The organism is Bacillus mycoides (assembly GCF_018742245.1).
In the GTDB taxonomy this organism is placed as follows: Bacteria; Bacillota; Bacilli; order Bacillales; family Bacillaceae_G; genus Bacillus_A; species Bacillus_A cereus_U.
This window is the reverse complement of sequence record NZ_CP036132.1, coordinates 2,868,235-2,893,110: the sequence shown is the minus strand read 5'-3', so window position 1 is coordinate 2,893,110 and position 24,876 is coordinate 2,868,235. Positions and strand designations below refer to the sequence as shown.

Here is a 24,876-nt window from a genome sequence, read left to right as displayed (position 1 = left end):
GATATATTTTTGAGTTGAAAAGTGTTTTGATAAGGTGGGAATGGATATGAAAGAGAAGATTAAGAGAGGTTGGGGAAAGTACATACTATTTATATTTGTCCTAGTAGTAACGTACCAGTCTTTCACTTTATGTAAAGTGGAAGGAAAATCAATGCAGCCAACTTTACAGGAAGAAGACTACGTATTTGTAAATAAAGCCGCTGTACATTTTTCTAGCTTACAGCACGGAGAAATCGTCATTATTAAGGAAGAGGATGAGTCGAAATATTATGTGAAACGCGTAATAGGACTTCCTGGTGACGTAATTAACATAACGAATGGAACTGTATACGTAAATGATAAAAAGCAAGAGGAACCTTATATAAATAAAGATTTATATAACAATACACAAGTGTTTTACAACTTTCAAAAGACAAAGATTCCGCCAAATAAGTTATTTGTAATGGGAGACAACCGTGAACATAGTAAGGATAGTCGAAATGGTTTAGGTTATATTGAAGAAGATAACGTTATTGGCAAGGTGGAATTTATATATTATCCTTTTTCAAAAATGAAAATACTAGACTAGTTTAGTATTTTTATTTATCTTCCTCAAAAAACATGCAATGAATTAGAAGTAACTTTTAATCCGCAGGTGCTCCTATAAAGAGGATGATAATTAACGCTTTTATAGTAAGTTAACGGTTAGGAAATAGAAAGGGGTATGATGATATGTATAAGTACACAATATGCTTCATTAGAAAAGGGGATAACATACTCCTTTTAAATAGAAACAAAAAGCCAACAATGGGAATGTGGAATGGCGTTGGAGGGAAAATCGAGGATAATGAAACTCCATACGAAGGAGTAATTAGAGAAACGTTTGAGGAAACGGGTATAGAGCTGCAAAGTGCAACTTATAAAGGGAATGTTATCTTTAAAGATAAAGACGAGTCTCAGGATAGTGAGGGAATGTATGTATTCCTTGCTGATTTACGAGATGAAATACATATTGATACGCCAGTAAGCACTGATGAAGGTATATTAGAATGGAAGTCAATTGATTGGGTATTAGATGGTGATAATAGAGGTGTAGTTAGCAATTTGCAAAGATATTTACCAAGAGTATTAAAAGAAGAAAATAATTTAGAGCATATATTTACGTATGATAATCGGAATATTGTTGAGTACACAACTGCTGTTTTGACAGAAGATGATACGAAAAAACGATATGAAAAACATCTCATTTCTCAATAGGATAAGATGCGTTAAAATACTAAGAAAAAGCCAAATTCCAATAAAGAATTTGGCTTTTTTGCAAGGAATTCTAATTCAAGTTTTACTCTACATAATTCGCTTTTATAATAAAACGATGTTGCTTCACATCGAAATATCCTTTTTGCAAGATGATTTTATGTATGCGATACAATTCCTCGTTATAGCTTTCTACTGTAAAATCAGGAATTTGCCACGGAATTGCTTGTAAGTAATAGACAACAGCACCGACATCATAAAAACGCTGAAGAGGGAACTCTTCCTTCGCCTCTAAAATAGTAAATCCATTCTCCTTTAGTTCATTACATGCCGTTTTGAGTGACCAACTTGAAAATTCGCTATTCAGCGGTGTGCCAAACTGCTCATTAAGTTCCGCACAATCAAGACCACCGACTTGTTGAGTAAGAAATGTTCCATTGGTGGAAAGAATTCTTTTCACTGCAGAAGCAGAATAGGATTCATGTTGATTCACAATTAAATCAAACTGACCATCTTGAAATGGTAAAGCAGTATCATCAGTCACTTCTACGACTATAACTCCTAAAGGTTCTAATTTCTTTCGTGCAATTGGGACATTCGGAGCATAGCCCTCAGTCGCATAAATAGTTGACGGGAACGGTTGTAACATAGATAAAAACTCTCCGCCACCAGTCCCCATATCTAGCATTGATTTTGCACGTTGCATAAGCTGGAAAGCAGTGCTACCGTATGACCATGATAGGGGCTCGCTATTCATACGGCCAGTTTCTGAAATGAAAGAAAAATCCCAGCCACTAAAGTTAGTCTTTGCACTTTCTAATAGTGCTGAAAATAATGGATCACGTTTCATATTGTTGTCCTCCTATTTCGTTAATAAATGATATAGTAAGAAAAGAAAAAGGGAGGACCTCTTATTAAAGTGGAACGGTTTTATGTTTCGTGTTCGAATAGATTCATATAAATTAGCTCCTTGCGAGAATGGTTATTTATATATTCGGGAGTATCGAGTGAAAATCCTTTGAAGTTATTAGGGAAGGTGAAAGTACGATCAAATTTTGGATGGGGTTATACAGTGAAACTGCATTTTGCCAAGATATTTTGTGAAATATGATATTTCACATTTCTGTTACATAACAATAAAGTCGTACTGTTTATAAAAAAGTGGAACCGTTTTATCCCTTTGGATGTACTTATCTATGGGGATATTTTTATTAATACAAGAAATAGATATATAAACTGAATATAAAAACGTTTTAATTGTTTGAAAACATTCGATAATTTAGTATTGTTTATATATGGAATATTTTATTTTTAGGGAAAAAGGGTAAGGGGCTAGATGAAAAGAATGAAAAATGTAATGTTGCTAGTGTTGTGTTTCTTATGTTTAAGTGGTTGTAATTATGAAGATGAAGATCAGGTGAAAAAATATGTGAAAAAAAAGCACGGAATTGATGTGGTTGTAACAGATTGGGGTGCTATACATGAAGGGAATATGGGACATACATACCATACTGTTCAAGCGAAAAATAACAAAAATATTCAATTTAGAGTAGAGGTAGATGGCATCTTATATTCAACAATAAAAGGTGATGAATATCAATACGGGAAAAAAACATATGAGGAATATAAGGAATTTAAACCAATGCTAGAAGAAATTGAAAAATTAGGTTACGTGGAACCTGAAAATAAAAATGTTTTTCAATATATAGTGGATGATGATTATATAGAGGAGAAACCAACTGATAAGTTATTATTAACTTTAAAAACGAGTGACAAGATTGATTACAGTCAATTTGAATCAAAAGAATTAGATCGTTTATATGCTCTAATCCAATTCATTCAGAAGAGTAATAGAAAGATAACAAAACTTGAAATTGAGGATTATAATGGTGAATCTATAGGCTTACCTTTTTATAATGTGCAAAAAGCTATAACGAAAGAAGAACTGCTTTTGACAATGAAAAACACCGTAAGCGGTTATTGGACATATTTGATTCAAACTGAAACAAAAGTAGGCGAAAGGTTAAATGAAATTCAAAATGATCGTTTTGGAATTGAAGATATTACTTGTTCACACCCGAAAGACGGCAATTGTCTAGAGTATGAATTGACTTTAGTTTTCAATGACAGTGAGATAAAATATAGAAATGATTCATATGTAATAGAGGATTTGAGAAAGGTAGTCACTATTCTTAAAGAAGAACTATACAATAAGGAATTTAACATATTTTTAAGGAACAAGGATGGAACAAGTTATTCACTCTGGCTATCATCAGAAAAAATCAAGAAAAATAATAACATAGAAGAGCTAGTAAAATAAAGGTATAAAGAAGAATTTTAAAGCACTTTTTACGTTTATAATTGCTTTATTCAAAAGGAAAAAACGCTTATACTTCATTTTTGAAGTATAAGCGTTTTTGTTTAAAATACTTAAAAACAAAAATCTTTTGGTAAAGTGCCATTTTTTATCATCGTTCTTAATCCATGTTTCATAATCCAAGGATTAACAGGATGGTTTTTATCGAGTAATTGTTGCAACCATTGAAAAACGAGTTCGTTATCCTCTTTCGTAATATCATTAATGTGATTGGCTACAGATTTTTGAACATACTTAGAAGGGTCATTCATTAATGGCTCAAGAAGCTTTAAATTATTTCTGAAGTCACCTTTCAGAGCTCTTATTTTTTTTGCCCAAGGAAGTCTTGGTCTAGTACCTTCTGAAACTAATCTCCTGATGTGGCTGTTTTCATCACGTAACCATTGCTGCAATATTTCTAAGGTTTCTTCATGGTATTTTTCAAGATAAGGACGAATGGCATATTCAGCAGTATTTCTTTTTGTTATTTCATACATTGCGTTGAATGAGGAGTCAAAATCGTTAAGCCCATATTTTTCAACGTATTTTGCGATAGGCATATACATATAACCCTTTGTAAATGTGCCGACTTCTGTTGTATTTTCTGGTCCCAATGTTTTCAGTAATATATGTATTGCTTCATTAAAATCTTTTTGTAATGCATTGTGTAATTCATCTGCTATTACTTCGACACGTTGCTTTAACTCTAAATTTTCAACTTTACATGTTACAGAATCTACAAAGTTTTTTTTAGAGAAATTAGGTTCGTGTTTACAAATAGAATCAGCCATTTTTTCTGCTAATTCTTTATTGAATAAAAATTTTAATGGAACGTATTTACCCATTTTTTCACCTCATTGGTCAGATAAAAACAATTTTTATTTTTTAATCGACAATCCATACACCAACGTTTCACTAGGAGTCGTTATACTAAAACCTGTCGTCTTATAATCAAGTTTCACCGTATCACCAGTGTAGTCTTTCGTGAATGAATCCATTTGTACGATAAGCTCCGCATCTTCATATACAACATCATCTGCACGATATGTACCCCAAATTAAATCGACATCAACGAAAATACTGCAAGAGTTTGTCATAGTTCCTCTAATGCGAATGATCTTTTGACCTTCACGTTCTAATCTATGTATAGCAGCTTTTGCTTCATCAGTAATACGAATGTTCATGTGATCCCAACCTTTAAGTGTATTTACTTTATTATTGCAAAAAGATAAGAAATAGGGAAGTAAATGGAATTGTAATAAAAAAACGAGCAAACAAATTTGTTTGCTCGTTTTGCTATACTCTATTTTAGTTCACATTTATCAAGTGGAATGACTTTCGTTTTCTTAGTAAATTTATAACCTAACCATAGTACTAAGAAGAGTGGTAAACCGATGTAAGAAACGAGTACACCATTCCAGTCGATAGATGCTCCTGTAAATGCTCCGTAGTTTTGACCTAAAATAACAATAACACAAAGTGTAAATGCAAAGATTGGACCGAACGGGAACCATTTCGCTTGATATGGTAAATCTTTCAAATCTTTCCCTTGTGCAATATAGGCTTTACGGAAACGGTAATGACTAATAGCAATCCCTACCCAAGCAATAAATCCTGACATCCCAGAAGCATTTAATAACCAAATGTATACAACACCGTCACCGAATAAAGAAGCGATGAAAGCGACGCTACCAACTACTGATGTTGCGATTAATGCGTTAACAGGTACACCGCGGCTATCTAATTTCCCTAAGAACTTTGGTGCTTTTCCTTGGCGAGCTAAATCCCAAAGCATACGAGTTGATGCGTACATTCCAGAGTTACCAGCAGAAAGTACTGCAGTTAAAATAACAGCGTTCATAACAGAAGCAGCGAAGGCAACGCCCGCTTTTTCAAATACTAGTGTAAATGGACTTACTGTAACATCACTTGCTGCAAGGCTATCAGTCGTATAAGGAATTAATAAACCGATAACAAGAATTGCTAAAATATAGAATAATATAATGCGCCAAAAGATAGAACGAATTGCTTTCGGAATATTGCGTTCTGGATCAGCAGTTTCACCAGCAGCTACTCCTAATAATTCAGTTCCTTGGAATGAGAAACCAGCTGCCATAAATACACCGATAATTGCCATGATGCCGCCATTAAATGGTGCATCTGCAACAGTGAAGTTTTTAAAGCCGACAGATTCGCCGCCCATAATTCCAAAAATCATCATAAAACCGACAATTAAAAAGATAATAATAGTAACTACTTTAATAAGTGCGAACCAATATTCAGATTCACCAAAACCTTTAACAGATAAATAGTTTAAGAGAAAAATAATAGCTAAACAAAGTCCACTCCAAATAAGAGAAGGGGTATCTGGGAACCAAAATTTCATAATTAATGTTACGGCCGCTAGTTCAGCTGCAATCGTAATCGCCCAGTTATACCAATAGTTCCATCCAAGTGCAAAACCAAGTGATGGATCAACAAATTTTGTTGCATAAGTACTAAAAGATCCAGTAACAGGCATGTAAGCCGCGAGTTCTGCTAAGCTTGTCATTAAAAAATAAACCATAATTCCAATTGCGGCATATGCGACTAATGCACCGCCAGGACCAGCTGAATGGATAACACCACCACTGGCAAGAAATAATCCGGTACCGATTGTACCACCGAGAGAAATCATCGTAAGGTGACGAGATTTTAATCCGCGTTTTAATTCACCTTGTCCTTGTGTAGTTTGCGTTTTAGAGGTAGATTGATTTGTTGCGCTATTCATGTTCAACACTCCTTTTCTTGTAGGTTAGGAAGGAGCGGGGGAGAAAAATACAAAAAACCGCCAAAGGAATTAGGCGGAACGTTTCACAAATAACCACCCCATCATACCCTTCCGTTAAGATAGCACACCACGTTTACACGGTAATTTTGTAAACGTGACAGTTCTGTTCCTTTCGGAGACAGCCCCAGCTCATATTTCCAGAGAAGAAATATAAACTTCGGCAACTTTTCCTTTCAAACGGAGTCGGTGACATTCTCTGTGTCTCGGCCGTTCTACTCTTAAAAGTTGCAACCTCTACCTCATCGGATTGATGAGGATTTATATATTGCTAAGATTTTTAATATATGGCAATTGTAATGACTTTCTGAATATATTGCAAGGGATTTTGTTGGGAAAAGTCAAAAAATATCGGTTATTGTATAGGAAACGCTTGCAAAACTCCACCCGAACCTACTGTTATGTAACAATTAACAAATAAAAAGTTGTTATACAAAAGTTTCGCAAAAAATAATGAAAAACCCTTTAAAGTTAAAAGAAAATTCAGAAAATATAATTCGACATAACTATTAAAGGGGATTAGTTTTTTATTTTGTTTCAAAGAATAAATATATGTGCATGCGAAAAAGAATGAATATTCTATATATTTATAGTAAAATTGAAGTATTGTTTAATTGAAAAGGGGACGTCGTTATGAAATTAGAAACGGAAAGATTACATATTATCCCGTGTACGGAAGAATGGGTTCAAATTGCGAATAATCAAGGATACAATAGTGGTCCGCATATTTTAGGGCATATAGAAAATGTGAAACAAGATGCGGCTTTATTACCGTGGGGCGCGTGGTATGTTATTCGGAAAGAGGATGATGTTGTTCTAGGTGATATAGGATTTAAAGGGAAATCGAACGAGCAACATACAGTAGAAATTGGTTACGGATTTATTGAGAAATATTGGAATAAAGGTTATGCTACAGAATCTGTAGATGAATTAATAAAGTGGGCTTTTCAGACAGGAGAAGTAGAAACGATTATAGCGGAGACACTCCTTGATAACGATAGTTCAATTCGTGTATTAGAGAAATTACATATGAAAAGAGTAAATAGTACTGAAACGATGATAAATTGGAAGCTTGAAAAATAAAGAATACCGCTCGAAGTAAATCGGGCGGTATTTTACTTAATTATGGTAGCATTTGTTTTTGATTTGCCGGGTATCCAATTGTTGAATGTTTCGAATGGTTACGGACAGAAATGAAAATAGAGATAATAACGATAAGGCTAACTGCAACATAAGAAAGTGTAATAATAGTTGGATCAACTTTAAATGATGTAAGTAATGTACGTATATTCGTAAAGATAATAAGTCCGCCAACAAGTACGCCAAGTAAATGCGAAGGAACGATGCGTACTAACCATGCGGCGATTGGTGCGGCAACAATACCACCGAGCATTAGGGCGAATACCCAAACCCAGCTTATTTGTTCCCAGCCAAGTGAGATGAAAAAGCCGATTGTTGCAGCGAGTGAAACAGGAAATTCGCTCGTATCTACAGATCCAATAACTTTTCTAGCATCATTTCCTTTTGCAAGAAGAACAGGTGTCGTAATCGGTCCCCAGCCGCCACCGCCAGTTGAATCAACAAATCCTGCGAACAGACCGAGCGGTACAAGTTGTTTAGCAGACATACGCTTATTTGAAGAAACAATTTGTTTTTGAATGATGAATCGTAATAAAATATAAACTCCTAAAGTAAATAAAAATAAGGAAATGTACGGTTTAATTACATCGCCAGGTAAATTACTTAAAAAACATGCCCCAACAAATGCACCAATTGCTCCAGGTAATGTAAGTCTGGAAACTGTATATTTATCAACGTTTCCAAATCGGATGTGAGATGCACCAGAAGCCGCAGTTGTAACGACTTCAGCTAAATGAACCGATGCAGATGCAACAGCCGGTGCGATACCAAACATTAATAATAAAGAGGAAGACGTTACCCCGTACGCCATTCCAAGTGCTCCATCAATCAATTGAGCGAAAAATCCGATAATAGCAAAGATAATTAATTTTCGCATAAATAATCCCCCTGTAATAATAAATAAAAAGGCACTTTTCCCGTATGAGAAAAGTGCCTTTGGTTTTTCCAATCAGCAATATTTAAATTTGTTTTATTATAATACATATTAATCATATAAATCAACTAGGTTTTAAATTTTTTTGAATTGAATGAAATAAAAAGAAAATATACAATAAAAGGATGGAGAGAAAGGGGAGAAAGAAAATGTTAACATTTGATCATCTCGTTCACGCAGTTCATTGTACGCCTGAGGAGGCGACAAAACAAATGCAGGCACTAGGTTTTCATACTGCGTTAGGCGGTGAGCATACAAACTGGGGGACTTGGAATAGTTTATGTTACTTTGATTTATCATATATAGAATTTTTAGCAGTTAAGCATGAAGAAAAAGCGAAAGAAGCAGAAAATCCATTAGTACAGGAAACGGTTGTTAAATTGCAAAATGGAGAAGGGATGCTACAAATCGCAATTCGAACAGATGAAATTGAAGAACTAGCAGTTAAGCTTAACAAGCACAGCTTACATACGATAGGACCATTTGAAGGAAAACGTATGAGGAAAGATGGCCGTCTTTTAGAATGGAAAATGTTATTTGTAAAGCAAGAAGAGAACGGACCGAAATTACCTTTCTTTATACAATGGAATGAAACGGACGAAGAAAGAAGAACCGATTTACGTAACATAGGAACAATCACTGAACATAAAAACAAAGTACAACAAATTGAAACGATTCATTACGCAGTGAAAAATGTTCGAGAAACAGTGCGGAAATGGGAAGAAGTAATGGAGCTAACTGCAAGCTCAGTCATGAAAAATGAAGAATGGAATGCGGAGTGTCAAAGTGTATTGTTTGGTGGTATTAGTGTGCAGTTTTGTGAACCAGTAGGGGGAGGTCTAGTGCTAGAACATTTGAATAAGAATGGTGAAAATCCATTTGCAGTGGAATTTAAAGGGAAAAATAAACGAGAGTATGAAGTGTTAGGTAGTATGTACGTATATTAATAGAGGTGAGTTTTGTGGAAGAAATGTTAAGAGAGATAGAGAGAAAACTAGGGTGGTCTCGAATTGTAAAATGTACAGTTATTTCAAAAGGGTTTTCACATGAAGAGAAATATAAAGTGGAATTAGAAAACAGAGTAACGTATTTTATAAAAGTATGTGATGCTGTTAACTTTGAACGAAAACAAGAAGAATATACGTATATGAAACAATTAGAGTCATTACATATTCCAACGCCGAAGTTAATTCATTTCATAAAACTTGAGGAATTAAATAAATGTGTTCAAGTATTTGAATGGACCCGAGGTGTAAATGGTGAAGAGGGCTTAAGTAAGCTATCGGCGGAAGAACAGTATAATGCAGGAAGAAAAGCAGGAGAAGTACTAAAGAGGATTCACTCAATTGAAAGAGAAAGTGCAAGTAATAAATGGGAAACAATTAGATGGAATAAGTACGAAAGATATATAGAAGCATTAGCAGGTTATGAGGTGAAATTTCTGGATTTGAAGCCCGTATTAACCTTTGTAGAAAATCATAAGAATTTATTGGAAAATCGTCCAATCACCTTTTTACACGATGACTTCCATCCAGCAAATAGTATGATTCATAATAATGAATTTATCGTTATCGATTTTGGTGGATATGATTTTGGCGATCCAATACACGATTTTTATAACGTAGCGATTTTTACTACGAGAATAAGCAAACCCTTTGCGGTTGGACAAGTTCACGGTTATTGCGAAGGTGAACCGTCGCTCTATTTTTGAAAACTGTACTCATTGTATGCAGCGATGACATTCCCGGCGGATATTGTGTGGACGAACCGAAGCACACCGCATTTAGTAGATGATATGAAGGAGAGATTAAACCGAATTTTAGAAGACCATAATCATTTTTTATCCTATATTCCGAAATGGTATCAATCATATCATATGGATATAATAAGCAATAAATAACGGAGGGATTCATTTGGATAAAATAGCGATAATTTCAGATATTCATGGTAATATTCCGGCTTTAGAATCAGTACTGCAAGATATTAAATTAAGAGGAATCGAACGCATTATTTGTCTTGGAGATTTAGTAGGAAAAGGTCCTCATTCTAGCGAAGTGATTGAAATCATTCGTAAAGAATGTGAAGGAGTTGTAATGGGGAACTGGGATGATTTCATTACAAAGCCAACTGAATTTGAAGCGTTAAAATGGCATCAAAAACAACTGTCAGAAGAACAAAATGAGTATTTAAGGAGTTTACCATTTTCCATCGAGTTTTATATGAGCGGGAAACTCATTCGTATGTTCCACGCTTCACCGAGAAGTTTATATGAAAGAGTTCAACCACACGCTTCAAGAGAAGAGCGTGTTAGTATGTTCGAAAATAGCGATCTGACGGAAAATATAGAAGGGGAAAGAAAAGCAGATGTCGTTTGCTACGGTGACGTTCACCAAGCGTTCGTTCAAAATTTCAGAGGGAAAACGTTATGTAATGCTGGTAGTGTAGGAAACCCTCTTGAAATTACACAAGCTTCCTATTTAATTTTTGAAGGAATTTACAATGAAAAAGAAGCAGCGAGCTTTTCCATTCAACTCGTACGTGTACCGTATGATATTGAATTAGCAATTCGATTAGCAGAAGAGCTGGATATGCCAGAAATTGAGGAATACAAGCAAGAGTTACGGACTGCTTTATATCGAGGGTTTAAAGGGAAATAAGGAATATGTATATCAATAAAAATATACCGACAAGTAGTGACATTTTTATTTATCATAATTTTGTTATGTAAACAAAAATGAGGAGGTCATATCGTGCATCGCCAAAAACGAATGAAAGAAATTGCTGATCATATTTTAACGTTAAACTTAACTCATCCAATAAGAGTTGGAGTGAGTGGTATTACAGCCTCAGGAAAGACAACATTTGCAAATGAACTAGCGGAGGAATTGAAACAGTGCGGAGTACCAGTAACACGTGCAAGCATTGATGATTTTCATAACCCGAGAGCAATTCGCTATACACAAGGTAAAGAATCAGCAAGAGGGTATTACGAAGATGCACACGATTATACAGCTTTCAAAGAAAGATTATTAAAGCCTTTAGGACCTAGCGGGAATTTACAGTATGAAACGATTTCTCATAACTTAATAACGGATGTCTCTGTACATAATGAGCCGCTAGTGGCCTTGTCAAATATGGTGCTAATAGTAGATGGAACATTTCTATTGAAAAAAGACATTGAGCATCTATTTGATTATAAAATTTTTGTAGATACCGATTTTGAGATTGCGAGAAATCGTGGTGCAAAGCGAGAAACAGAAGTTTTTGGAAGTTATGAAGAAGCAGAGAAGATGTTTTTGAACAGGTATCATGCGGCTTGTAAGATGTATATTGAAGAGCATAAGCCGAAAGAGTGTGCGAATGTTGTATTTCAGAATAGTGATTTAGAAAATCCAGAAGTTATATTTCAGGAAAGAAAGTAATACAAAATCAGAAATATATGTATAGCATTATATTTGTTGTTATAATTCTTGTATAATGAGAGTAATTTTATGAAGTGAATAACAGGGGATAAGGCAATTAAAAAACGTAAAAAGGGGATAGGAAATATAATGACAGAAGTACAAGAATTAAAACAAGAACTACAACAAATTAAAAATAATAATTATGCTGTACCAGAAGATGTAGACGCATATCCATATGCACAGTGGATGCTAGATTATATCGGATCACCAGATGCTGAATTACGTGATGAACTGATTTATAGTACGCTTCACACATGGATTACAAATGATGTATTTAGACAAAAAGAATTACGAGGATTAATGTTACAAGCAATTAGTCCGGATTATTTATTTTATAAAATTGGTGAAAAGGGAACAGACTCTGTTTTTAAACGTGCGTTCTCCGTATTAATTCCACCACTTATTTTATCTGTTCATGAAAGAGAACCATTGTTATCTGAAGAACAACTGTACAGTGTGGCAGAGCAAGTGCTGGAATATGTCTATTTAGAAGAAGATGTAAGGGGTTACGTAGAAGGAAAAGGTTGGGCACACTCAACTGCACATGCGGCTGATGCACTAGATGCTTTAGCACGTACAATACGAAATCGTGAGTTTTCATATGCAATCCTTGCTGCCGTTCGTCAGAAGGTTCGTATGAATGACTACGTATACATACACTTTGAGGATGAGAGATTAGTAACACCAATTATGTCGTTACGAGATCAAAATCTCTTAACTGAAGAAGAGTGGAGCAACTGGCTACATAGTATAGCAATTGTTGAAGACATTCCGCATCCCCAGCATGATATTTTAGTACAAAATATTAGAGCTTTCTTAAGAAGTTTATATTTCAGAGCTTTAGAGACAGAGGGTAGTACGGCCTTTACAGATGATATATTGGAGATTTTGAAGAAATTGCGTAGGTATTAAAAATCGTCCATACTTAGAAACAAAGAGAAAATATTAATTTTGGAAAATTTATTAGAAATTTATTTTTACATTGTACCCTTTCAGTATAGGCTGAAAGGGGTGTCATATGAAAAAATTATTGAAGATAGTAAAAATTATATTTTTTGTGTGTAGTAGCATTATGTTTCTTGGAACAGGCGCTGTATTTATATATCATAACTATCAATTAAGAATGGAATCGAAATTAATAAATAATGAAGGTGAATTTGTTAATTTCAATAATAAAAAAGTGAATGTTTATAATGAGGGGAGCGGGGAGGATACGTTTGTATTTATGGCCGGATCTGGAATTGCCGCTCCTGTTTATGAATTGAAAGGCTTATATAGTAAATTTTCGAAAGAAAACAAGATTTCTGTAATTGAGAGAGCTGGTTATGGATACAGTGATGTTTTTCAAGATGATAGAGATATTGATACGATATTAGAACAAACGAGAGAAGCGCTTATTCGAAGTGGAAATAAACCACCATACATTTTAGTACCACACTCTCTATCGGGTATAGAGGCTATTTACTGGGCACAAAAATATCCAAGTGAAGTAAAAGGGATTATTGCGTTAGATATTGGTTTACCTAAACAGTATGTAACTCATAAAATAGGCGTAGTTGATTCATTAAGAATAAAAGCGATGAATATTTTAACGAAAATTGGTTTTCAGAGATTAGTTCCTTCTATTACTTATAATCCCGAAGTCATTCGGCAATCTTTTTTAAACGAACAGGAAAAAGATATTTATAGAGCGCTTACATATAAACAAGCTTTTAACGATGATATGAAGCAAGAACTTTTACAAAGCTACAATAACGGTAAAAAATCAAATTCCTTATCAATCCCAAAAGAGACACCTATTTTATTTATAGATGCAATTGCTAGGCAAAATAAAGATTCGAAGTATACAAAGCAAAAAAACAAAGATTATAAGGAGTTTGCTAGCAAGTTATTAATAGCTGATGTGAAAATAATTGAAGGTACACATAGTATTTATTTATACGCTCCTGATGAAATATACAAAATTGCTATGGATTTTATTAATAATAAAGTAGTGAAGAACTAAGCTATTGTTATTTTAGCGATGGAAGGTCTACATAATGAAAGAATATAACATATTAATTGTTGAAGACGATTTGATGATAGGAGATTTATTACAAAAAATTTTGCAGCGCGAGAAGTATAAGGTGTATTGGAAGAAAGAAGGAAAGAATGTTCTTGATGTAATTCATGAAATAGACTTAGTCATAATGGATGTTATGTTACCAGGTGAAGATGGTTATCAAATTACAAAGAAAATAAAAAATCTAGGATTAAATATTCCAATTATATTTCTATCAGCTCGGAATGATATTGATAGTAAATTAAAAGGTTTGACTATTGGAGAAGAATACATGATAAAACCTTTTGATCCTAGAGAGCTGCTGTTAAGGATTCAGAAAATGTTAGATAATCAATATGGTACTTTCACGCAAATTAAACATTTATTTATAGATGCAGAATATAAAAGGGTTCTAATTAATGGTTTGCGTGATGAAGTTGCTTTTACTGCGATTGAGCGTAAAATATTCTTCTATTTATATGAAAATAGAGATAGAATTCTAACAAAAGAACACTTCTTTGATTACTTATGGCAACTCGAAGATAGAAATCAAAATATCATGAACGTACATATAAAAAAAATCAGGGCCAAAATCAATGATAAAACAGGTGATATTATTCAGAATATTTATGGAGAAGGGTATAGACTAAATACCTTTATGAAGAAATGAACTTAAAGAAAAAATATCAGTTACTACTATTCTCCGCTATTGTTAGCGTACCACTGTTATTGTTGTCAATTAGTATCTTTGTATCAGTTATTTATAACGTTGTCTTTAAAACTAAAAACAAAAACATTCCATTTCACGAATCCTTTGCATATCCTACTATGTTAATTATATTTTTATTATCACTATTAGTATTAGCTTTTGTATTTTCAAAATCGATTAACACAGTATTAAATAAAATTAATGTATTAAATCGAACGATTCGAGATTTAGCAAGTGATAAAAAAACCCCTAATATAATAGATGTCAAAAGCGATGATGAGATGGGGAAACTGATTAGGTCAGTAAACTTGCTTATAGAAAGAACGACTTATCGAGAATTAGAACTACAACAACAGGAACAAATAAAAAAAGAGCTATTAAATAAATTACGGCATGATATTAATACACCCTTAACTGCGGTTAGATTACAATTATATTATTTAGAAGGCGAATACGAAGAACAAGCACCAGTACTTGAATCAATGTATGAGCAGATACAATATATAAGTGATTTAACTAACGAATTTAATATTCAATCTACAGAGACATTAGAGAATACTTATATTGTGAATGATGAAGTGAATTTACATAATTTAATAGAAAATATGATTAAAAAATGGAGCTATTTGTATAGCATACATAAAATTGAATTAGTATATAATCCACAAGATAAAGAGTTGATATGGAATAGTAATGAGTTATGGATTCAAAGGCTATTCGATAATATTTTTCAAAATGTGCTTAAACATTCAAAAGCTAACAAACTTGAGATCCTCATAGGCGATGATATTGTTTCCTTTAGAGATAACGGAATTGGCTTTGATATAAATAGTAAAGGAACGGGACTCGGTTTGAAAAATATTGAAGATATATCAAAGATGTTCGATATAAAATACACTTTACAATCAAATGGTGAGGGGACTATGTTTTCATTTGAAAACACTCAAAAGAATATTTAAATTTCTAGTGTAAGTTGTATTAGTAACATCTATCATGTCGTTACAGAACCAAAAGCTTTTAACTGAAGAAGAGTGGAGTACGTTTTTTACACAGATGCTATATTGAAGATTTTGAAGAAACGACATAGATATTAAAAAGACTACCGAATTAGAGCATGTGGTTCATCACCAGATTCCATCATAAAAGAGCATTTAAACAAAGAATAAGATTTAAAAACCGATTATTTCTGTGGGTTCCCTACAAAAATAATCGGTTTTTTAGTTGAATTGAAATTTTAGAATTAATTATACACGAGCTTATATGTAACGAATTTATTAAATATGTAGTTGCGGATTTTCTTCATATAAAGTATTAACATATTGTTTTAAATTCTTGATGAATAATAGAATCTCTTGACTAGGCATTCTAGCATGTTGAAGATGAAATATGTTTCCTTTTCCGATTTCTAATTCATTTGAAGTCAAAGTAATAGGGATATTCCTAAAGACATGCCATGGAAAATACAAGTGTACAAAAGTTTCTCTAAAATATATACCTGATTGACAAATTAATACTCCATCGGATCCTTTACTCAAATTACCAAGGACAGATGTATCTAAAAAAGCAATGATTTTTTCTTCTTTTGGAATAATATATTTTGCTCCAATTTCCTTTAACTTTTTGTGTGAAATATGAGTATCTACAAATAATCCATTATCAGGTTCTAATAATTCATCATGCGTCTCAAACAAAGAGCAGATTGATTTTATCTCATTAATTTTTATAACTGGATGTATATCATTTTGCCTTGAATTTTGGAATGAATTTGTAAGAGTTATAAGTAATTCTTTAAATAACCGTGGTGGATAATCGCTTCCGTTAATATTAAAGCTTTTTTGTGCATCAAAAGATAAAAAACCATCTTTATCAATTTCAATTTGTTGCACTTCATTTAATTGATCCCATTTCATATTTCCTTTACCTACTAGCCAATTTTTCCAGTATAAACCCGAACTTGTAAAGTAAACACCATATTTTCCTGATCCAAACAAATTACAACTTAAAAAAGCGATAATTTGATCATCTGTAGGTATAGAAAAACGTTTTTGGGCAATTGATAAGAAATCTTGGGGGATTCTAGTAACATAAAATCTAGATTGCTGATAATTTAAACAAATATCAGTTAAACGATTAACATCTATATTCAACATTATCATTCTCCATTCCATATTTCTTTTCGATATAATAAATTATAATATTGTTAGGAAAATATTAACACTTAAATTTAGCTTAAATTGAGAGGTAAAGGATTGTAAAATAAATTTGTATTAGGCAAAAAAGTATAATCTGGGTTATTTATTTGGAGTAGTGCAGTCTTTTTAAGTTAATAAAAAAGTACATAAAACCAATAGCTCCCAACCATACTAAAAAATGTGTTGGAGGTGAGTTTTATGGACGAAAAAGACTTTCAAAAAGTTTATGACGATTATTTACATCAAGGAGAAGAACAAGCCCATTTGGAAGTAGCTCAGGAAGTCGATTCAGGGGCAGAACAAATAGTTGCAGTTCGTAAAAATGATGATGGGGATTTAATTGCTTTTAAAACAAGTAGCGGGAGAGAGTTAGATTATATTACTGCTCTTAGTGAAGCAAAATCAGGAAAGTTAGCTCATGTGGACGTATTTCATAAGTATGGCAGGGATATTATACGTAGTGAACCTGATGGTATGAAAGAAAATAACTTAGATAATTTACCTTCATTTTAAACGGGTAAACCTCAAGAAGAGAATGTTAATGTGGATATTCTCTTCTTTTCTTTGCTAAGTTTTCCCTACAAATAGAATGTTCATTTCTAGAGTGAAATCTCTTTTTTAAACAGCTCTCTAAATTTCTCTCTATCTTCTGCTGTAAATGGTTTTGGCCCCTTTGTACGCTTGCCGCTTTTTCGAACCATTGCACTTAAATAACGTGTTTGTAATAGTTGGTCAATGTTTTCATTCGTATACTTATAGCCTTTATGGTGTAGAACGATACAGCCTTTTGCTAAAGCGAGCGAAGCAAGACCGTAATCTTGCGTTACGATTAAATCTTCTTTTTTTGCTAATTGCATAATCCGGTAATCCGCAGCATCTGCTCCGGAATCAACATAAATTGTTTCCACACCTTTTGGCTGCTGGGCATTAGAATAATGAGAGAAGCTAGTAACGAGGGTAACAGGAATTTCCGCATTCGTAGCTTCAAAAATAATCACATCTTTTACAGGACAAGCATCTGCATCAACGTAAATTTTCATTGTAATCACTCCTATAAATAGGTTCGTGTTGATAATAATGGTAGATTTGACTTTTGTCAAACGAGATTTCTTTACCTCATGTTATTTTTCACAAACCAAAATAGCCTCACGCAAACGAGAAATACCTTCCTCAATTTGATCAATATTTACTTTTCCATAAGACAAACGTATATAACCATCTTTCGCGCCAAAAATACTACCTGGCATAAAGGCGATTTCTTGTTTTAAGCTTTGCATAATGAGTTGTTTCTCGTTTATTGGTTCGTTTAATTTCCCCCATATGTATATACCACCGGTCGGATTGGAAAAAGAGATTTTATCGTGAAGTTGCTCGTTTAGGGCGCGGACGATAATGTCTCTTTTTTCTGCTAGTTGTTTTCGTAAAGGAACTATATGAGACTGAAATGGTACGGTTTCGAAAAATTGTTGCATAAGCCACTGGGGGAATATACTCATTCCTAATTCCATTTGGTGCCGTGCATCGGATAATCGTTCTACTACAGACTGGGGGGCGACAAGCCAGCCAACTCGTAATCCTGGCGCAATCATTTTTGATAAGGAATGAACATAAATGACTGTTCCGTTTTCATCAATCGATTTTAAAGTAGGGCAAGGTTGTTTATTTTCTAAAGTAAGTAAACTGGACGGGTCATCTTCAACAATCGCAATTCGTAAGTCTGCGCAAAGTGATAACAGTTTTTTTCTACGGTTCGGATGCAGCATCGTTCCCGTAGGATTTTGGAAATTTGGATTTAAAAAGATCATTTTAATACGATGCTTTCTATATAACTCTTGCACATCATCCGGATTAATACCATGCTCATCGACAGGTAATGGGAAAATACGAATACCTGCTGATTGGAATAACGGTAATGAATAGCAGTGAGAAGGACTTTCGAAAGCGACTGCATCACCTGGATTTAATAAACATTGTACGATAAGGTGAAGTGCTTGCTGCGCACCGGATGTAATCATAATCGACTGTTCGGTCGCTTCAATTTTTAAATAATCCTTCATATATTTTACTACCGCTTGTCTTAGCGGGAGATAGCCTTGGGGATGATCGTAACTTAATGACTGTGTTAACGGTTGTTCTCGTAAAATCATTTGTAGTTGATCGTGAGGATAGAGATTACAACCGAGCTCTCCATTAGCGAAATCTATAATATTTTCATTTTGCTGTACTTCTGCCCGAATATGGCGAAGTAACGGTAAGTTTGGTAAAAAAGTACCGCCCTCTACGAAACCTCTCCAGTTCGGCGTTAATGTCGGAGAGACGCCCCACATATGTGTACTCACACGTGTACCTTTACCAGTTGTACTTTCTACAATTCCCATAGCACGTAGTTCGTTATAAGCAGTCGTTACCGTACTTCGGTTTACATTTAACTGCGTAGCTAATTTCCGTTCTGAAGGGAGGAAGCTACCAGGAGGAAGCTCTCCGTATGTAATACGTCTTTCAATAAAGTCAACAACTTGCTGATAAATGGGGATTTTACTGTCGTTATCTAGCTTCCATTCCATACAAACGCCTCCGCATCTCTTATATAAATCAAGTATAACAAATTGGCTGGGTAAAAAAACAGCCAATTGGACGGTGTTATATCCAGCCAATTTCACTATGCTAAATAGGGAAGGGGAGATTCGGATGAAACGATGGCAAATGGAGTGGCTCCTAGTATCAGTTGCATTAGTATGGGGAGCAAATTATACAATTGGAAAGTATGGCGTGGCATTTATGTCATCCATTCAATTTAATAGTTTACGTTTTTTAGTAGCATCACCGGTATTATTACTTATTACATTTATTATGGAACGCTCATTACGTATTGAAAGAAAAGATTGGTTACGATTATTAGCAGTCGGTATCGTTGGAACGACAATGTACCAAACGATGTTTATGCTATCTGTGAAATATACTTCAGCAACGAACGCCTCATTATTAATTGCGATGTCACCTATATTTACAGGGATATTAGCAGTATTGCACAAACAAGAACGCTTTTCGATGAAAGTACAAATTGGTTCAATAGTAGCGTTTATTGGTGCAGCATTTGTTTTATTAACAGGACATACGGGAGGAGCTACTTACGAGTATGCATGGCTCGGAAATGTAATTGGATTAGTAGCAGCAATTGCGTGGGGATGGTATCCAATTTTAGCGCAGCCTCTTATTACAAAATACTCCGCAATGAGGGTCACATCATGGTCTACTTTAATTGGAATTGTACCTCTAGTTATATACTGTCTATTCAACGTAAATACATTAACGTGGCCAGTAGACATGCTAAGCTGGGGTTCACTAGCATATTCGATCGTCTTTGCGACAATCTTCGGACTAGCTATGTGGTATGTCGGTATTAGTAAAATCGGCTCAACGAAAGTAATGGTTTATATGTATCTTGTACCATTGTTCGCAGTCATTTTTGCAGCTGTAACAATTGGAGAGCAAATCAATATGATGCAATTAGTTGGCGGGTTTATTATCTTTATCGGTTTATATGTTGTAAAAAAAGGCGGAATCAAAAAGCCTGCTCTCAATTTGAAAAAAGTAAGTTAATCTTTAAAAGGATCTCTTTCATATAGAAGGAGATCCTTTTTGTTTTTGTAATAAAAGCGCTTGTTCAACAGCCCATTTTTGATGATCATGAATGAAAAGCTCTAAAGTACGTAATGGAGAAATCCACCTCAAAACATGATCCTCCTCACAGTTTTCAGTTTCCTGATGTATCATGTTTGCAATGTAAAAGAACCCATCGTTTAAATAATATGTATCTTCCTTTTCCGCATAAAAATATCGTGCTGCATTACCGATATATTGATCAATTTCAATTGCCCATCCTAATTCCTCTAGTAGTTCACGATGTAAACATTCTTCTTTCGTTTCGTTACCTTCCATACCGCCACCAGGTAAAAAGAATCGATCTCCTTTTTGAATAATAGCAACCTTTGAAGAAGATGAATTAAAAATAACCGCATAACAACTAGGTCTAAATACATAATGAACTGTAGTTTTTTTAGAGCCAAACGTGAGTTTCGAAATCATAAAACACGACCTTTCTCTATAAAATACATAAAAGGAATATTAAGGTAAATGTAGAATTATATAAGTATAATCTTAATAGATTGGAGTGGTAACAACATGATAAATCGAAAGTGTTCGCGCTGTAAAGAAATAACAGGTACATTGCATGGGGGTAAAAAAATTAAGGAAGAATTTTTATGTGAGGACTGTTTGCAAAAAGGAATTGCGAGCGGGGAAATAGAATTATCACAAGTGGAAGAAGAACAAACTTCGTATCTTTCTATAAAAATATTAAAAATAATGAGTGTTATTTATTTAATAGTATCTATTATAACTGCTTTTTCTGCTGGAGTACTTATACAGGATCCAGGGCTTGGTGGAATATCATTTTCAATAACAGGTGCGGTTGGTGTTATGGTAATTGGATCGATATTCCAGTCTGTTCTTGTATTTTGCGGGATTTGGGTATTCATCCTATTAGTAGAAACAGTCATTAAAATTTATGAAAAAATGAAGTGAGTGAGAGGGAGAAATACATGCGAGTAAGAAACATGCAAGGGGAAGATTATATAAAGATTCATTCCGTATTAAATGATTGGTGGGGCGGAAGAGACATGGCTAGTATGTTGCCAAAATTGTTTTTCGTTCACTTTCAAGAAACGAGTTTTATCATTGAAGAAGAAGGAGAAACGTTAGGTTTCTTATGCGGATTCTTTTCACAAACTCATAAAGAGGAAGCGTACGTTCATTTTATCGGTGTAAATCCGAAATATAGAAGAAAAGGAATCGCATCGACATTGTATTCTTATTTCTTTGATGTTGCTCGCGCAAACAATCGTAAAGTTGTAAAAGCAATCACGTCACCAGTTAATAAAAAATCGATACAATTTCATCAAGAAATTGGCTTTGAAATTGAAGCCGGGGATGATGAGGTAGATGGTGTATCCGTACATACAAATTATGATGGGAACGACGGGAGTAGAGTTTTATTTTTAAAACATGTATAAAGTAGGCTAACGTGAAGTTAGCCTTTTTGTTGTGAGGAGGAAAGAATATGGAGAGTTCTCAAAGTAGAAACGAGTATTTACGACGTATTTATAAAGTGCAAGACTATATAGAATCAAATATAAATGATTCGCTTTCCATTGAAGATTTAGCTAATGTGGCAGGCTTTTCAAAATTTCATTTTCATAGAATTTTTAAAGGGATGATGGAAGAGCCGTTATCTCGGTATGTGAATCGTTTGAAATTAGAGAGGGCAACACATTTACTTACATATCGTATGGATATGACGGTTACAGATATTGCTTATCATTATGGTTTTACGGATTCAGCAGTTTTCTCCCGGACATTTAAAAGTCAGTACGGAGTAAGTCCGTCTCACTATCGAAATCACAATAGCAAGAATTGCAAAGACGTTAGCGAAGGTTCTCAATACAATGAGTGTAAGAAGGTTCGAGGAGAGGTCGAAATTGTAACAGCGGACAAAGTAAACGTCGCATACATAAGACATGTAGGTACATATAAGGATTTAGCTATAGATTTTCCAAAAATGATAGAGAAACTATTTCATTACGCATCGGAGCAGAACTATCATGTATTCGAGGATACGAAGGTATTAACAATTTATCACGATCATCATGAGTTTACAGAAGACTATCATTTAAGAACAAGTCTATGTATAACAATTCCAGATGAAGCCTCAGTAGGAACGAGTGACATTGGAATAATGGCAATACCTTCAGGGACATATGCGATAGGTCACTTTGAAATATTCCAAGATGAATACAAAGGGGCATGGAACTTTTTATACGGTGAATGGCTCCCGAAGAGCGGATATAAACCGAGAGATTCGTATCCTTTTGAAGTGTATAAAAATGATCCGAGGCAGCACCCAGAACATAAACATATAGTCGATATATATGTACCTATCGAACCTTTTTAATCATAGATTAAGGGGGAAGAGCAATGAAAACGGCTGAACAGTTAGATTGTGTTGTAAAAGAAGAATATAAAAATATTAATGGTATGTTAGTAATGCAGAAAGGTAATGTTACTTTTGAAAATTATTATAATGGTTACGGTCCAGATGATACATTTCATGTGGCATCGGTCACAAAAACGATTATTTCTGCGTTAATTGGGATGTGTGTAGATAAAGGCTATATAAAAAGCGTTGACCAAAAGGTAATAGAATTTTTCCCAGAATATAATTTTATTTCATCTGAAGTAACAGTGCGGCATCTACTTACAATGACAGCTCCATATCCTTATGTGGATTGGCAGGAACCGTTAGAAGAATTATGTACACAACAGGATTGGGTGCAGTATACACTAAATAGAATCGGACATGGCGGAGAAGTGGGACATTTTAAATATTCGTCCGCAGGCGCGCATTTATTATCAGCAATTATTTCGTGTGTAACAGGGAAAAGTTCCCGTGAGTTTGCGAATGAATACTTATTTCAATCAATCGATATGAGAGAAATTCCAAACTACAATATGAAAGCATTTGGATTTGATGACTTATTCGGAAAAGATGTGAAAGGATGGGTACACGATCCAGATGGTATTTCGACGGGCGGTTGGGGACTTACGTTAACGGTTAGAGATATGGCTAAATTTGGACAATTGTATTTGAATGAAGGTATTTATGGTCGAAAGCAAATTCTTTCAAAATCATGGATAAAAGAATCAATAGCGATGAATCCAAATCAATATGGTTACTTATGGTGGTTACGAAAAGAAGATGGTATCTATTCATACTGTGCCATGGGCGATGGTGGAAATGTGATTTGTTGTGTACCGGAGAGGGAATTGGTGGTGGTGATTGCGTCGGAAGTTATGGCGAATACAGGGGATAGATGGAAGTTAATTAAAGAATGCATACTTCCTTATTTAAAAGATTAAAAGGTTTATTTTATGAAAATGAGAATAAAAGGTTTAGTTATACTTGTTTTGTTCTCCATGATAGAAATAAGTATTGTGAGAACGAAGTCGTTCAACTAAGATTATAAAAATTCAACACCTTACAATTATTCAACACCTATACGATTATTGAATAATTGTAAGGTGTTGAAGTACTTAATGAGCTAATTAAGGTACATTAAACTGAAACACTTTTTTTAATTGTTAACTATTTTTTAACCTTTCGATGTATAAGATACATAATGCAGAGCGCAATTGCTAAAAAGATAAATTTAATTAATTCTATTAGGCTGGCATCCCACTTGTTTTGCACTACATCTGTTAAATAAAATACATTAAACATACCATGTAAAATTGCGGGCGATATTACAGAACCGCCATATTCTCTCGTGTACGTCAAAATTATAGATAATATAAATAATAAAGAAAGATAACTTAATATTCCTACAAGCCGAAACTCATAATTTTTATAAAAGATTGCTACTGGTAAATGCCATGAAGACCAAAGTGAAGCTGTAATAATAGCTGTTTGCATGAATGAATATTTTTTTCGTAAATAGTAATGAAAATTCCCTCGCCATATAATCTCTTCTAATACTGCAGATAAAGATCCAATTGTAAGACCAACGAGCAAGAGAAATCCTAATTCATTCCAATGATGATATAAGAACTTTATATCATAAATATAAAAATAAAAATGGAGACATAGTCCTAGAAGTAGTGGCAATAATATAGAGAAAATTAGTGTTTTTATTTTTGGACGTGAAAATCCAAATGTATGAACTATTTTTTGTTTCTTATATAATTTTTGATATAAAATAACAGCTAAAAGCGGAACAACCATCGTAAATCCTAAATAATTACGACCATTTTCTATGTTCAGTAAGATAATATATATAAGTGATGTGAGACAATAAATACATAATGTTGAATGATAAACTATGCTTCTATTAATATTGTTCACCTACCTAAGTATATAAGTTGTTA

At 33.9% G+C, this 24,876-nt stretch carries 27 protein-coding genes, 1 pseudogene and 1 riboswitch; of the genes and pseudogenes, 18 read left to right on the top strand and 10 right to left on the bottom strand.

From position 1 onward, the window contains the following. Nucleotides 1-46: 46 nt before the first annotated feature. The gene (gene lepB / locus EXW56_RS14725; RefSeq protein ID WP_002110612.1) at nucleotides 47-568 is read left to right on the top strand and encodes a signal peptidase I; all 522 of its coding nucleotides are present in this window, start codon (nucleotides 47-49) and stop codon (nucleotides 566-568) included. A 143-nt stretch (nucleotides 569-711) separates the two neighbouring features. Further along, nucleotides 712-1,236 (top strand): NUDIX hydrolase, encoded by a 525-nt coding sequence (locus EXW56_RS14720; RefSeq protein WP_215557114.1) that lies wholly within the window; start codon nucleotides 712-714, stop codon nucleotides 1,234-1,236. 82 nt (nucleotides 1,237-1,318) lie between these two features. Here the strand turns inward: EXW56_RS14720 and EXW56_RS14715 are convergent, their stop codons facing one another. Then, nucleotides 1,319-2,083 (bottom strand): class I SAM-dependent methyltransferase, encoded by a 765-nt coding sequence (locus tag EXW56_RS14715; RefSeq protein ID WP_215596692.1) that lies wholly within the window; start codon nucleotides 2,081-2,083, stop codon nucleotides 1,319-1,321. A 486-nt stretch (nucleotides 2,084-2,569) separates the two neighbouring features. Here EXW56_RS14715 and EXW56_RS14710 point away from each other — a divergent pair, with 486 nt between their 5' ends. Continuing rightward, a complete protein-coding gene (locus EXW56_RS14710; RefSeq protein WP_002200025.1) occupies nucleotides 2,570-3,553 on the top strand; it encodes a hypothetical protein in 984 nt (327 codons plus the stop codon). A 110-nt stretch (nucleotides 3,554-3,663) separates the two neighbouring features. On the opposite strand, the gene EXW56_RS14705 is transcribed toward EXW56_RS14710, so the two are convergent. From EXW56_RS14705 to EXW56_RS14695, 3 genes are all read right to left on the bottom strand, one after another. After that, on the bottom strand, nucleotides 3,664-4,434 hold the full coding sequence (locus tag EXW56_RS14705; RefSeq protein ID WP_215596691.1) for a DNA alkylation repair protein: 771 nt from the start codon (nucleotides 4,432-4,434) through the stop codon (nucleotides 3,664-3,666). Nucleotides 4,435-4,467: 33 nt separating this feature from the next. Next, the gene (locus EXW56_RS14700) at nucleotides 4,468-4,773 is read right to left on the bottom strand and encodes an iron-sulfur cluster biosynthesis family protein (RefSeq protein ID WP_215596690.1); all 306 of its coding nucleotides are present in this window, start codon (nucleotides 4,771-4,773) and stop codon (nucleotides 4,468-4,470) included. 119 nt (nucleotides 4,774-4,892) lie between these two features. After that, entirely contained in the window at nucleotides 4,893-6,359 is a 1,467-nt protein-coding gene (locus EXW56_RS14695; protein ID WP_016095732.1) for an amino acid permease, read from the bottom strand. A gap of 112 nt (nucleotides 6,360-6,471) precedes the next feature. Next, nucleotides 6,472-6,664, bottom strand: a riboswitch (Lysine riboswitch). Nucleotides 6,665-7,049: 385 nt separating this feature from the next. Here EXW56_RS14695 and EXW56_RS14690 point away from each other — a divergent pair. Continuing rightward, complete coding sequence (locus EXW56_RS14690) at nucleotides 7,050-7,499, top strand: GNAT family N-acetyltransferase (protein ID WP_215596689.1); 450 nt, start codon at nucleotides 7,050-7,052, stop codon at nucleotides 7,497-7,499. A 40-nt stretch (nucleotides 7,500-7,539) separates the two neighbouring features. Here EXW56_RS14690 and EXW56_RS14685 read toward each other — a convergent pair whose 3' ends face one another. Beyond that, a complete protein-coding gene (locus tag EXW56_RS14685; RefSeq protein WP_215596688.1) occupies nucleotides 7,540-8,433 on the bottom strand; it encodes a sulfite exporter TauE/SafE family protein in 894 nt (297 codons plus the stop codon). 206 nt (nucleotides 8,434-8,639) lie between these two features. On the opposite strand from EXW56_RS14685, the gene EXW56_RS14680 reads away from it, so the two are divergent. From EXW56_RS14680 to EXW56_RS14645, 8 genes and pseudogenes are all read left to right on the top strand, one after another. Then, the gene (locus EXW56_RS14680) at nucleotides 8,640-9,437 is read left to right on the top strand and encodes a VOC family protein (RefSeq protein ID WP_215596687.1); all 798 of its coding nucleotides are present in this window, start codon (nucleotides 8,640-8,642) and stop codon (nucleotides 9,435-9,437) included. Nucleotides 9,438-9,451: 14 nt separating this feature from the next. Then, nucleotides 9,452-10,390 (top strand): annotated as a pseudogene (locus tag EXW56_RS14675) (aminoglycoside phosphotransferase family protein). 13 nt (nucleotides 10,391-10,403) lie between these two features. Continuing rightward, the gene (locus tag EXW56_RS14670) at nucleotides 10,404-11,147 is read left to right on the top strand and encodes a metallophosphoesterase family protein (RefSeq protein WP_215596686.1); all 744 of its coding nucleotides are present in this window, start codon (nucleotides 10,404-10,406) and stop codon (nucleotides 11,145-11,147) included. A gap of 93 nt (nucleotides 11,148-11,240) precedes the next feature. Beyond that, nucleotides 11,241-11,912: a nucleoside/nucleotide kinase family protein gene (locus tag EXW56_RS14665; protein ID WP_215596685.1), complete on the top strand. Its 672-nt coding sequence runs from the start codon at nucleotides 11,241-11,243 to the stop codon at nucleotides 11,910-11,912. Between the two features lie 129 nt (nucleotides 11,913-12,041). After that, nucleotides 12,042-12,866 carry a DUF2785 domain-containing protein gene (locus EXW56_RS14660; RefSeq protein WP_215596684.1) on the top strand — a complete coding sequence of 275 codons (825 nt, stop codon included), beginning with the start codon at nucleotides 12,042-12,044 and terminating at the stop codon, nucleotides 12,864-12,866. Between the two features lie 106 nt (nucleotides 12,867-12,972). Next, complete coding sequence (locus EXW56_RS14655; protein WP_215557103.1) at nucleotides 12,973-13,959, top strand: alpha/beta fold hydrolase; 987 nt, start codon at nucleotides 12,973-12,975, stop codon at nucleotides 13,957-13,959. Between the two features lie 34 nt (nucleotides 13,960-13,993). Next, nucleotides 13,994-14,665: a response regulator transcription factor gene (locus EXW56_RS14650; RefSeq protein ID WP_199693035.1), complete on the top strand. Its 672-nt coding sequence runs from the start codon at nucleotides 13,994-13,996 to the stop codon at nucleotides 14,663-14,665. Continuing rightward, nucleotides 14,662-15,663: a sensor histidine kinase gene (locus EXW56_RS14645; protein ID WP_215596683.1), complete on the top strand. Its 1,002-nt coding sequence runs from the start codon at nucleotides 14,662-14,664 to the stop codon at nucleotides 15,661-15,663. Before EXW56_RS14650 ends, EXW56_RS14645 begins: the two co-directional genes overlap by 4 nt. 315 nt (nucleotides 15,664-15,978) lie before the next feature. Here the strand turns inward: EXW56_RS14645 and EXW56_RS14640 are convergent, their stop codons facing one another. After that, the gene (locus EXW56_RS14640; RefSeq protein WP_215557100.1) at nucleotides 15,979-16,854 is read right to left on the bottom strand and encodes a hypothetical protein; all 876 of its coding nucleotides are present in this window, start codon (nucleotides 16,852-16,854) and stop codon (nucleotides 15,979-15,981) included. A gap of 240 nt (nucleotides 16,855-17,094) precedes the next feature. Here EXW56_RS14640 and EXW56_RS14635 point away from each other — a divergent pair, with 240 nt between their 5' ends. Next, nucleotides 17,095-17,409 carry a DUF3892 domain-containing protein gene (locus EXW56_RS14635; protein ID WP_215596682.1) on the top strand — a complete coding sequence of 105 codons (315 nt, stop codon included), beginning with the start codon at nucleotides 17,095-17,097 and terminating at the stop codon, nucleotides 17,407-17,409. Between the two features lie 86 nt (nucleotides 17,410-17,495). Here the strand turns inward: EXW56_RS14635 and EXW56_RS14630 are convergent, their stop codons facing one another. Beyond that, the gene (locus tag EXW56_RS14630) at nucleotides 17,496-17,936 is read right to left on the bottom strand and encodes a YaiI/YqxD family protein (protein ID WP_078174734.1); all 441 of its coding nucleotides are present in this window, start codon (nucleotides 17,934-17,936) and stop codon (nucleotides 17,496-17,498) included. 81 nt (nucleotides 17,937-18,017) lie between these two features. Continuing rightward, on the bottom strand, nucleotides 18,018-19,460 hold the full coding sequence (locus tag EXW56_RS14625; RefSeq protein WP_078174733.1) for a MocR-like pyridoxine biosynthesis transcription factor PdxR: 1,443 nt from the start codon (nucleotides 19,458-19,460) through the stop codon (nucleotides 18,018-18,020). 124 nt (nucleotides 19,461-19,584) lie between these two features. Between EXW56_RS14625 and EXW56_RS14620 the strand changes: the two genes are divergently transcribed. After that, nucleotides 19,585-20,496: a DMT family transporter gene (locus EXW56_RS14620; protein WP_215596681.1), complete on the top strand. Its 912-nt coding sequence runs from the start codon at nucleotides 19,585-19,587 to the stop codon at nucleotides 20,494-20,496. A gap of 18 nt (nucleotides 20,497-20,514) precedes the next feature. Here the strand turns inward: EXW56_RS14620 and EXW56_RS14615 are convergent, their stop codons facing one another. Further along, nucleotides 20,515-20,982, bottom strand: a complete 468-nt coding sequence (locus EXW56_RS14615) for an NUDIX hydrolase (protein WP_215596680.1) — start codon at nucleotides 20,980-20,982, stop codon at nucleotides 20,515-20,517. Between the two features lie 96 nt (nucleotides 20,983-21,078). Here EXW56_RS14615 and EXW56_RS14610 point away from each other — a divergent pair, with 96 nt between their 5' ends. From EXW56_RS14610 to EXW56_RS14595, 4 genes are read left to right on the top strand one after another with little or no spacing between them, the layout of a single operon-like run. Then, nucleotides 21,079-21,480, top strand: a complete 402-nt coding sequence (locus tag EXW56_RS14610; protein ID WP_215596679.1) for a DUF3980 domain-containing protein — start codon at nucleotides 21,079-21,081, stop codon at nucleotides 21,478-21,480. A 17-nt stretch (nucleotides 21,481-21,497) separates the two neighbouring features. Continuing rightward, nucleotides 21,498-21,968 (top strand): GNAT family N-acetyltransferase, encoded by a 471-nt coding sequence (locus tag EXW56_RS14605; RefSeq protein ID WP_215596678.1) that lies wholly within the window; start codon nucleotides 21,498-21,500, stop codon nucleotides 21,966-21,968. A gap of 47 nt (nucleotides 21,969-22,015) precedes the next feature. Next, nucleotides 22,016-22,906: an AraC family transcriptional regulator gene (locus EXW56_RS14600; RefSeq protein ID WP_002200045.1), complete on the top strand. Its 891-nt coding sequence runs from the start codon at nucleotides 22,016-22,018 to the stop codon at nucleotides 22,904-22,906. 23 nt (nucleotides 22,907-22,929) lie between these two features. Then, on the top strand, nucleotides 22,930-23,871 hold the full coding sequence (locus EXW56_RS14595) for a serine hydrolase domain-containing protein (RefSeq protein WP_215596677.1): 942 nt from the start codon (nucleotides 22,930-22,932) through the stop codon (nucleotides 23,869-23,871). A 226-nt stretch (nucleotides 23,872-24,097) separates the two neighbouring features. Here EXW56_RS14595 and EXW56_RS14590 read toward each other — a convergent pair whose 3' ends face one another. Further along, complete coding sequence (locus EXW56_RS14590) at nucleotides 24,098-24,853, bottom strand: CPBP family intramembrane glutamic endopeptidase (protein WP_215596676.1); 756 nt, start codon at nucleotides 24,851-24,853, stop codon at nucleotides 24,098-24,100. Nucleotides 24,854-24,876: the final 23 nt, after the last annotated feature.

Excerpts from the sequence above, each read along its gene's own strand:
- EXW56_RS14595 (WP_215596677.1), top strand. The coding sequence starts at position 22,930 with ATGAAAACGGCTGAACAGTTAGATTGTGTTGTAAAAGAAGAATATAAA.
- EXW56_RS14705 (WP_215596691.1), bottom strand. The coding sequence starts at position 4,434 with ATGGGTAAATACGTTCCATTAAAATTTTTATTCAATAAAGAATTAGCA.
- EXW56_RS14635 (WP_215596682.1), top strand. The coding sequence starts at position 17,095 with ATGGACGAAAAAGACTTTCAAAAAGTTTATGACGATTATTTACATCAA.
- EXW56_RS14625 (WP_078174733.1), bottom strand. The coding sequence starts at position 19,460 with ATGGAATGGAAGCTAGATAACGACAGTAAAATCCCCATTTATCAGCAA.
- EXW56_RS14720 (WP_215557114.1), top strand. The coding sequence starts at position 712 with ATGTATAAGTACACAATATGCTTCATTAGAAAAGGGGATAACATACTC.
- EXW56_RS14605 (WP_215596678.1), top strand. The coding sequence starts at position 21,498 with ATGCGAGTAAGAAACATGCAAGGGGAAGATTATATAAAGATTCATTCC.
- lepB (WP_002110612.1), top strand. The coding sequence starts at position 47 with ATGAAAGAGAAGATTAAGAGAGGTTGGGGAAAGTACATACTATTTATA.
- EXW56_RS14695 (WP_016095732.1), bottom strand. The coding sequence starts at position 6,359 with ATGAATAGCGCAACAAATCAATCTACCTCTAAAACGCAAACTACACAA.
- EXW56_RS14655 (WP_215557103.1), top strand. The coding sequence starts at position 12,973 with ATGAAAAAATTATTGAAGATAGTAAAAATTATATTTTTTGTGTGTAGT.
- EXW56_RS14615 (WP_215596680.1), bottom strand. The coding sequence starts at position 20,982 with ATGATTTCGAAACTCACGTTTGGCTCTAAAAAAACTACAGTTCATTAT.
- EXW56_RS14715 (WP_215596692.1), bottom strand. The coding sequence starts at position 2,083 with ATGAAACGTGATCCATTATTTTCAGCACTATTAGAAAGTGCAAAGACT.
- EXW56_RS14620 (WP_215596681.1), top strand. The coding sequence starts at position 19,585 with ATGAAACGATGGCAAATGGAGTGGCTCCTAGTATCAGTTGCATTAGTA.
- EXW56_RS14610 (WP_215596679.1), top strand. The coding sequence starts at position 21,079 with ATGATAAATCGAAAGTGTTCGCGCTGTAAAGAAATAACAGGTACATTG.
- EXW56_RS14650 (WP_199693035.1), top strand. The coding sequence starts at position 13,994 with ATGAAAGAATATAACATATTAATTGTTGAAGACGATTTGATGATAGGA.
- EXW56_RS14630 (WP_078174734.1), bottom strand. The coding sequence starts at position 17,936 with ATGAAAATTTACGTTGATGCAGATGCTTGTCCTGTAAAAGATGTGATT.
- EXW56_RS14645 (WP_215596683.1), top strand. The coding sequence starts at position 14,662 with ATGAACTTAAAGAAAAAATATCAGTTACTACTATTCTCCGCTATTGTT.
- EXW56_RS14710 (WP_002200025.1), top strand. The coding sequence starts at position 2,570 with ATGAAAAGAATGAAAAATGTAATGTTGCTAGTGTTGTGTTTCTTATGT.
- EXW56_RS14680 (WP_215596687.1), top strand. The coding sequence starts at position 8,640 with ATGTTAACATTTGATCATCTCGTTCACGCAGTTCATTGTACGCCTGAG.
- EXW56_RS14685 (WP_215596688.1), bottom strand. The coding sequence starts at position 8,433 with ATGCGAAAATTAATTATCTTTGCTATTATCGGATTTTTCGCTCAATTG.
- EXW56_RS14700 (WP_215596690.1), bottom strand. The coding sequence starts at position 4,773 with ATGAACATTCGTATTACTGATGAAGCAAAAGCTGCTATACATAGATTA.
- EXW56_RS14640 (WP_215557100.1), bottom strand. The coding sequence starts at position 16,854 with ATGTTGAATATAGATGTTAATCGTTTAACTGATATTTGTTTAAATTAT.
- EXW56_RS14660 (WP_215596684.1), top strand. The coding sequence starts at position 12,042 with ATGACAGAAGTACAAGAATTAAAACAAGAACTACAACAAATTAAAAAT.
- EXW56_RS14600 (WP_002200045.1), top strand. The coding sequence starts at position 22,016 with ATGGAGAGTTCTCAAAGTAGAAACGAGTATTTACGACGTATTTATAAA.
- EXW56_RS14690 (WP_215596689.1), top strand. The coding sequence starts at position 7,050 with ATGAAATTAGAAACGGAAAGATTACATATTATCCCGTGTACGGAAGAA.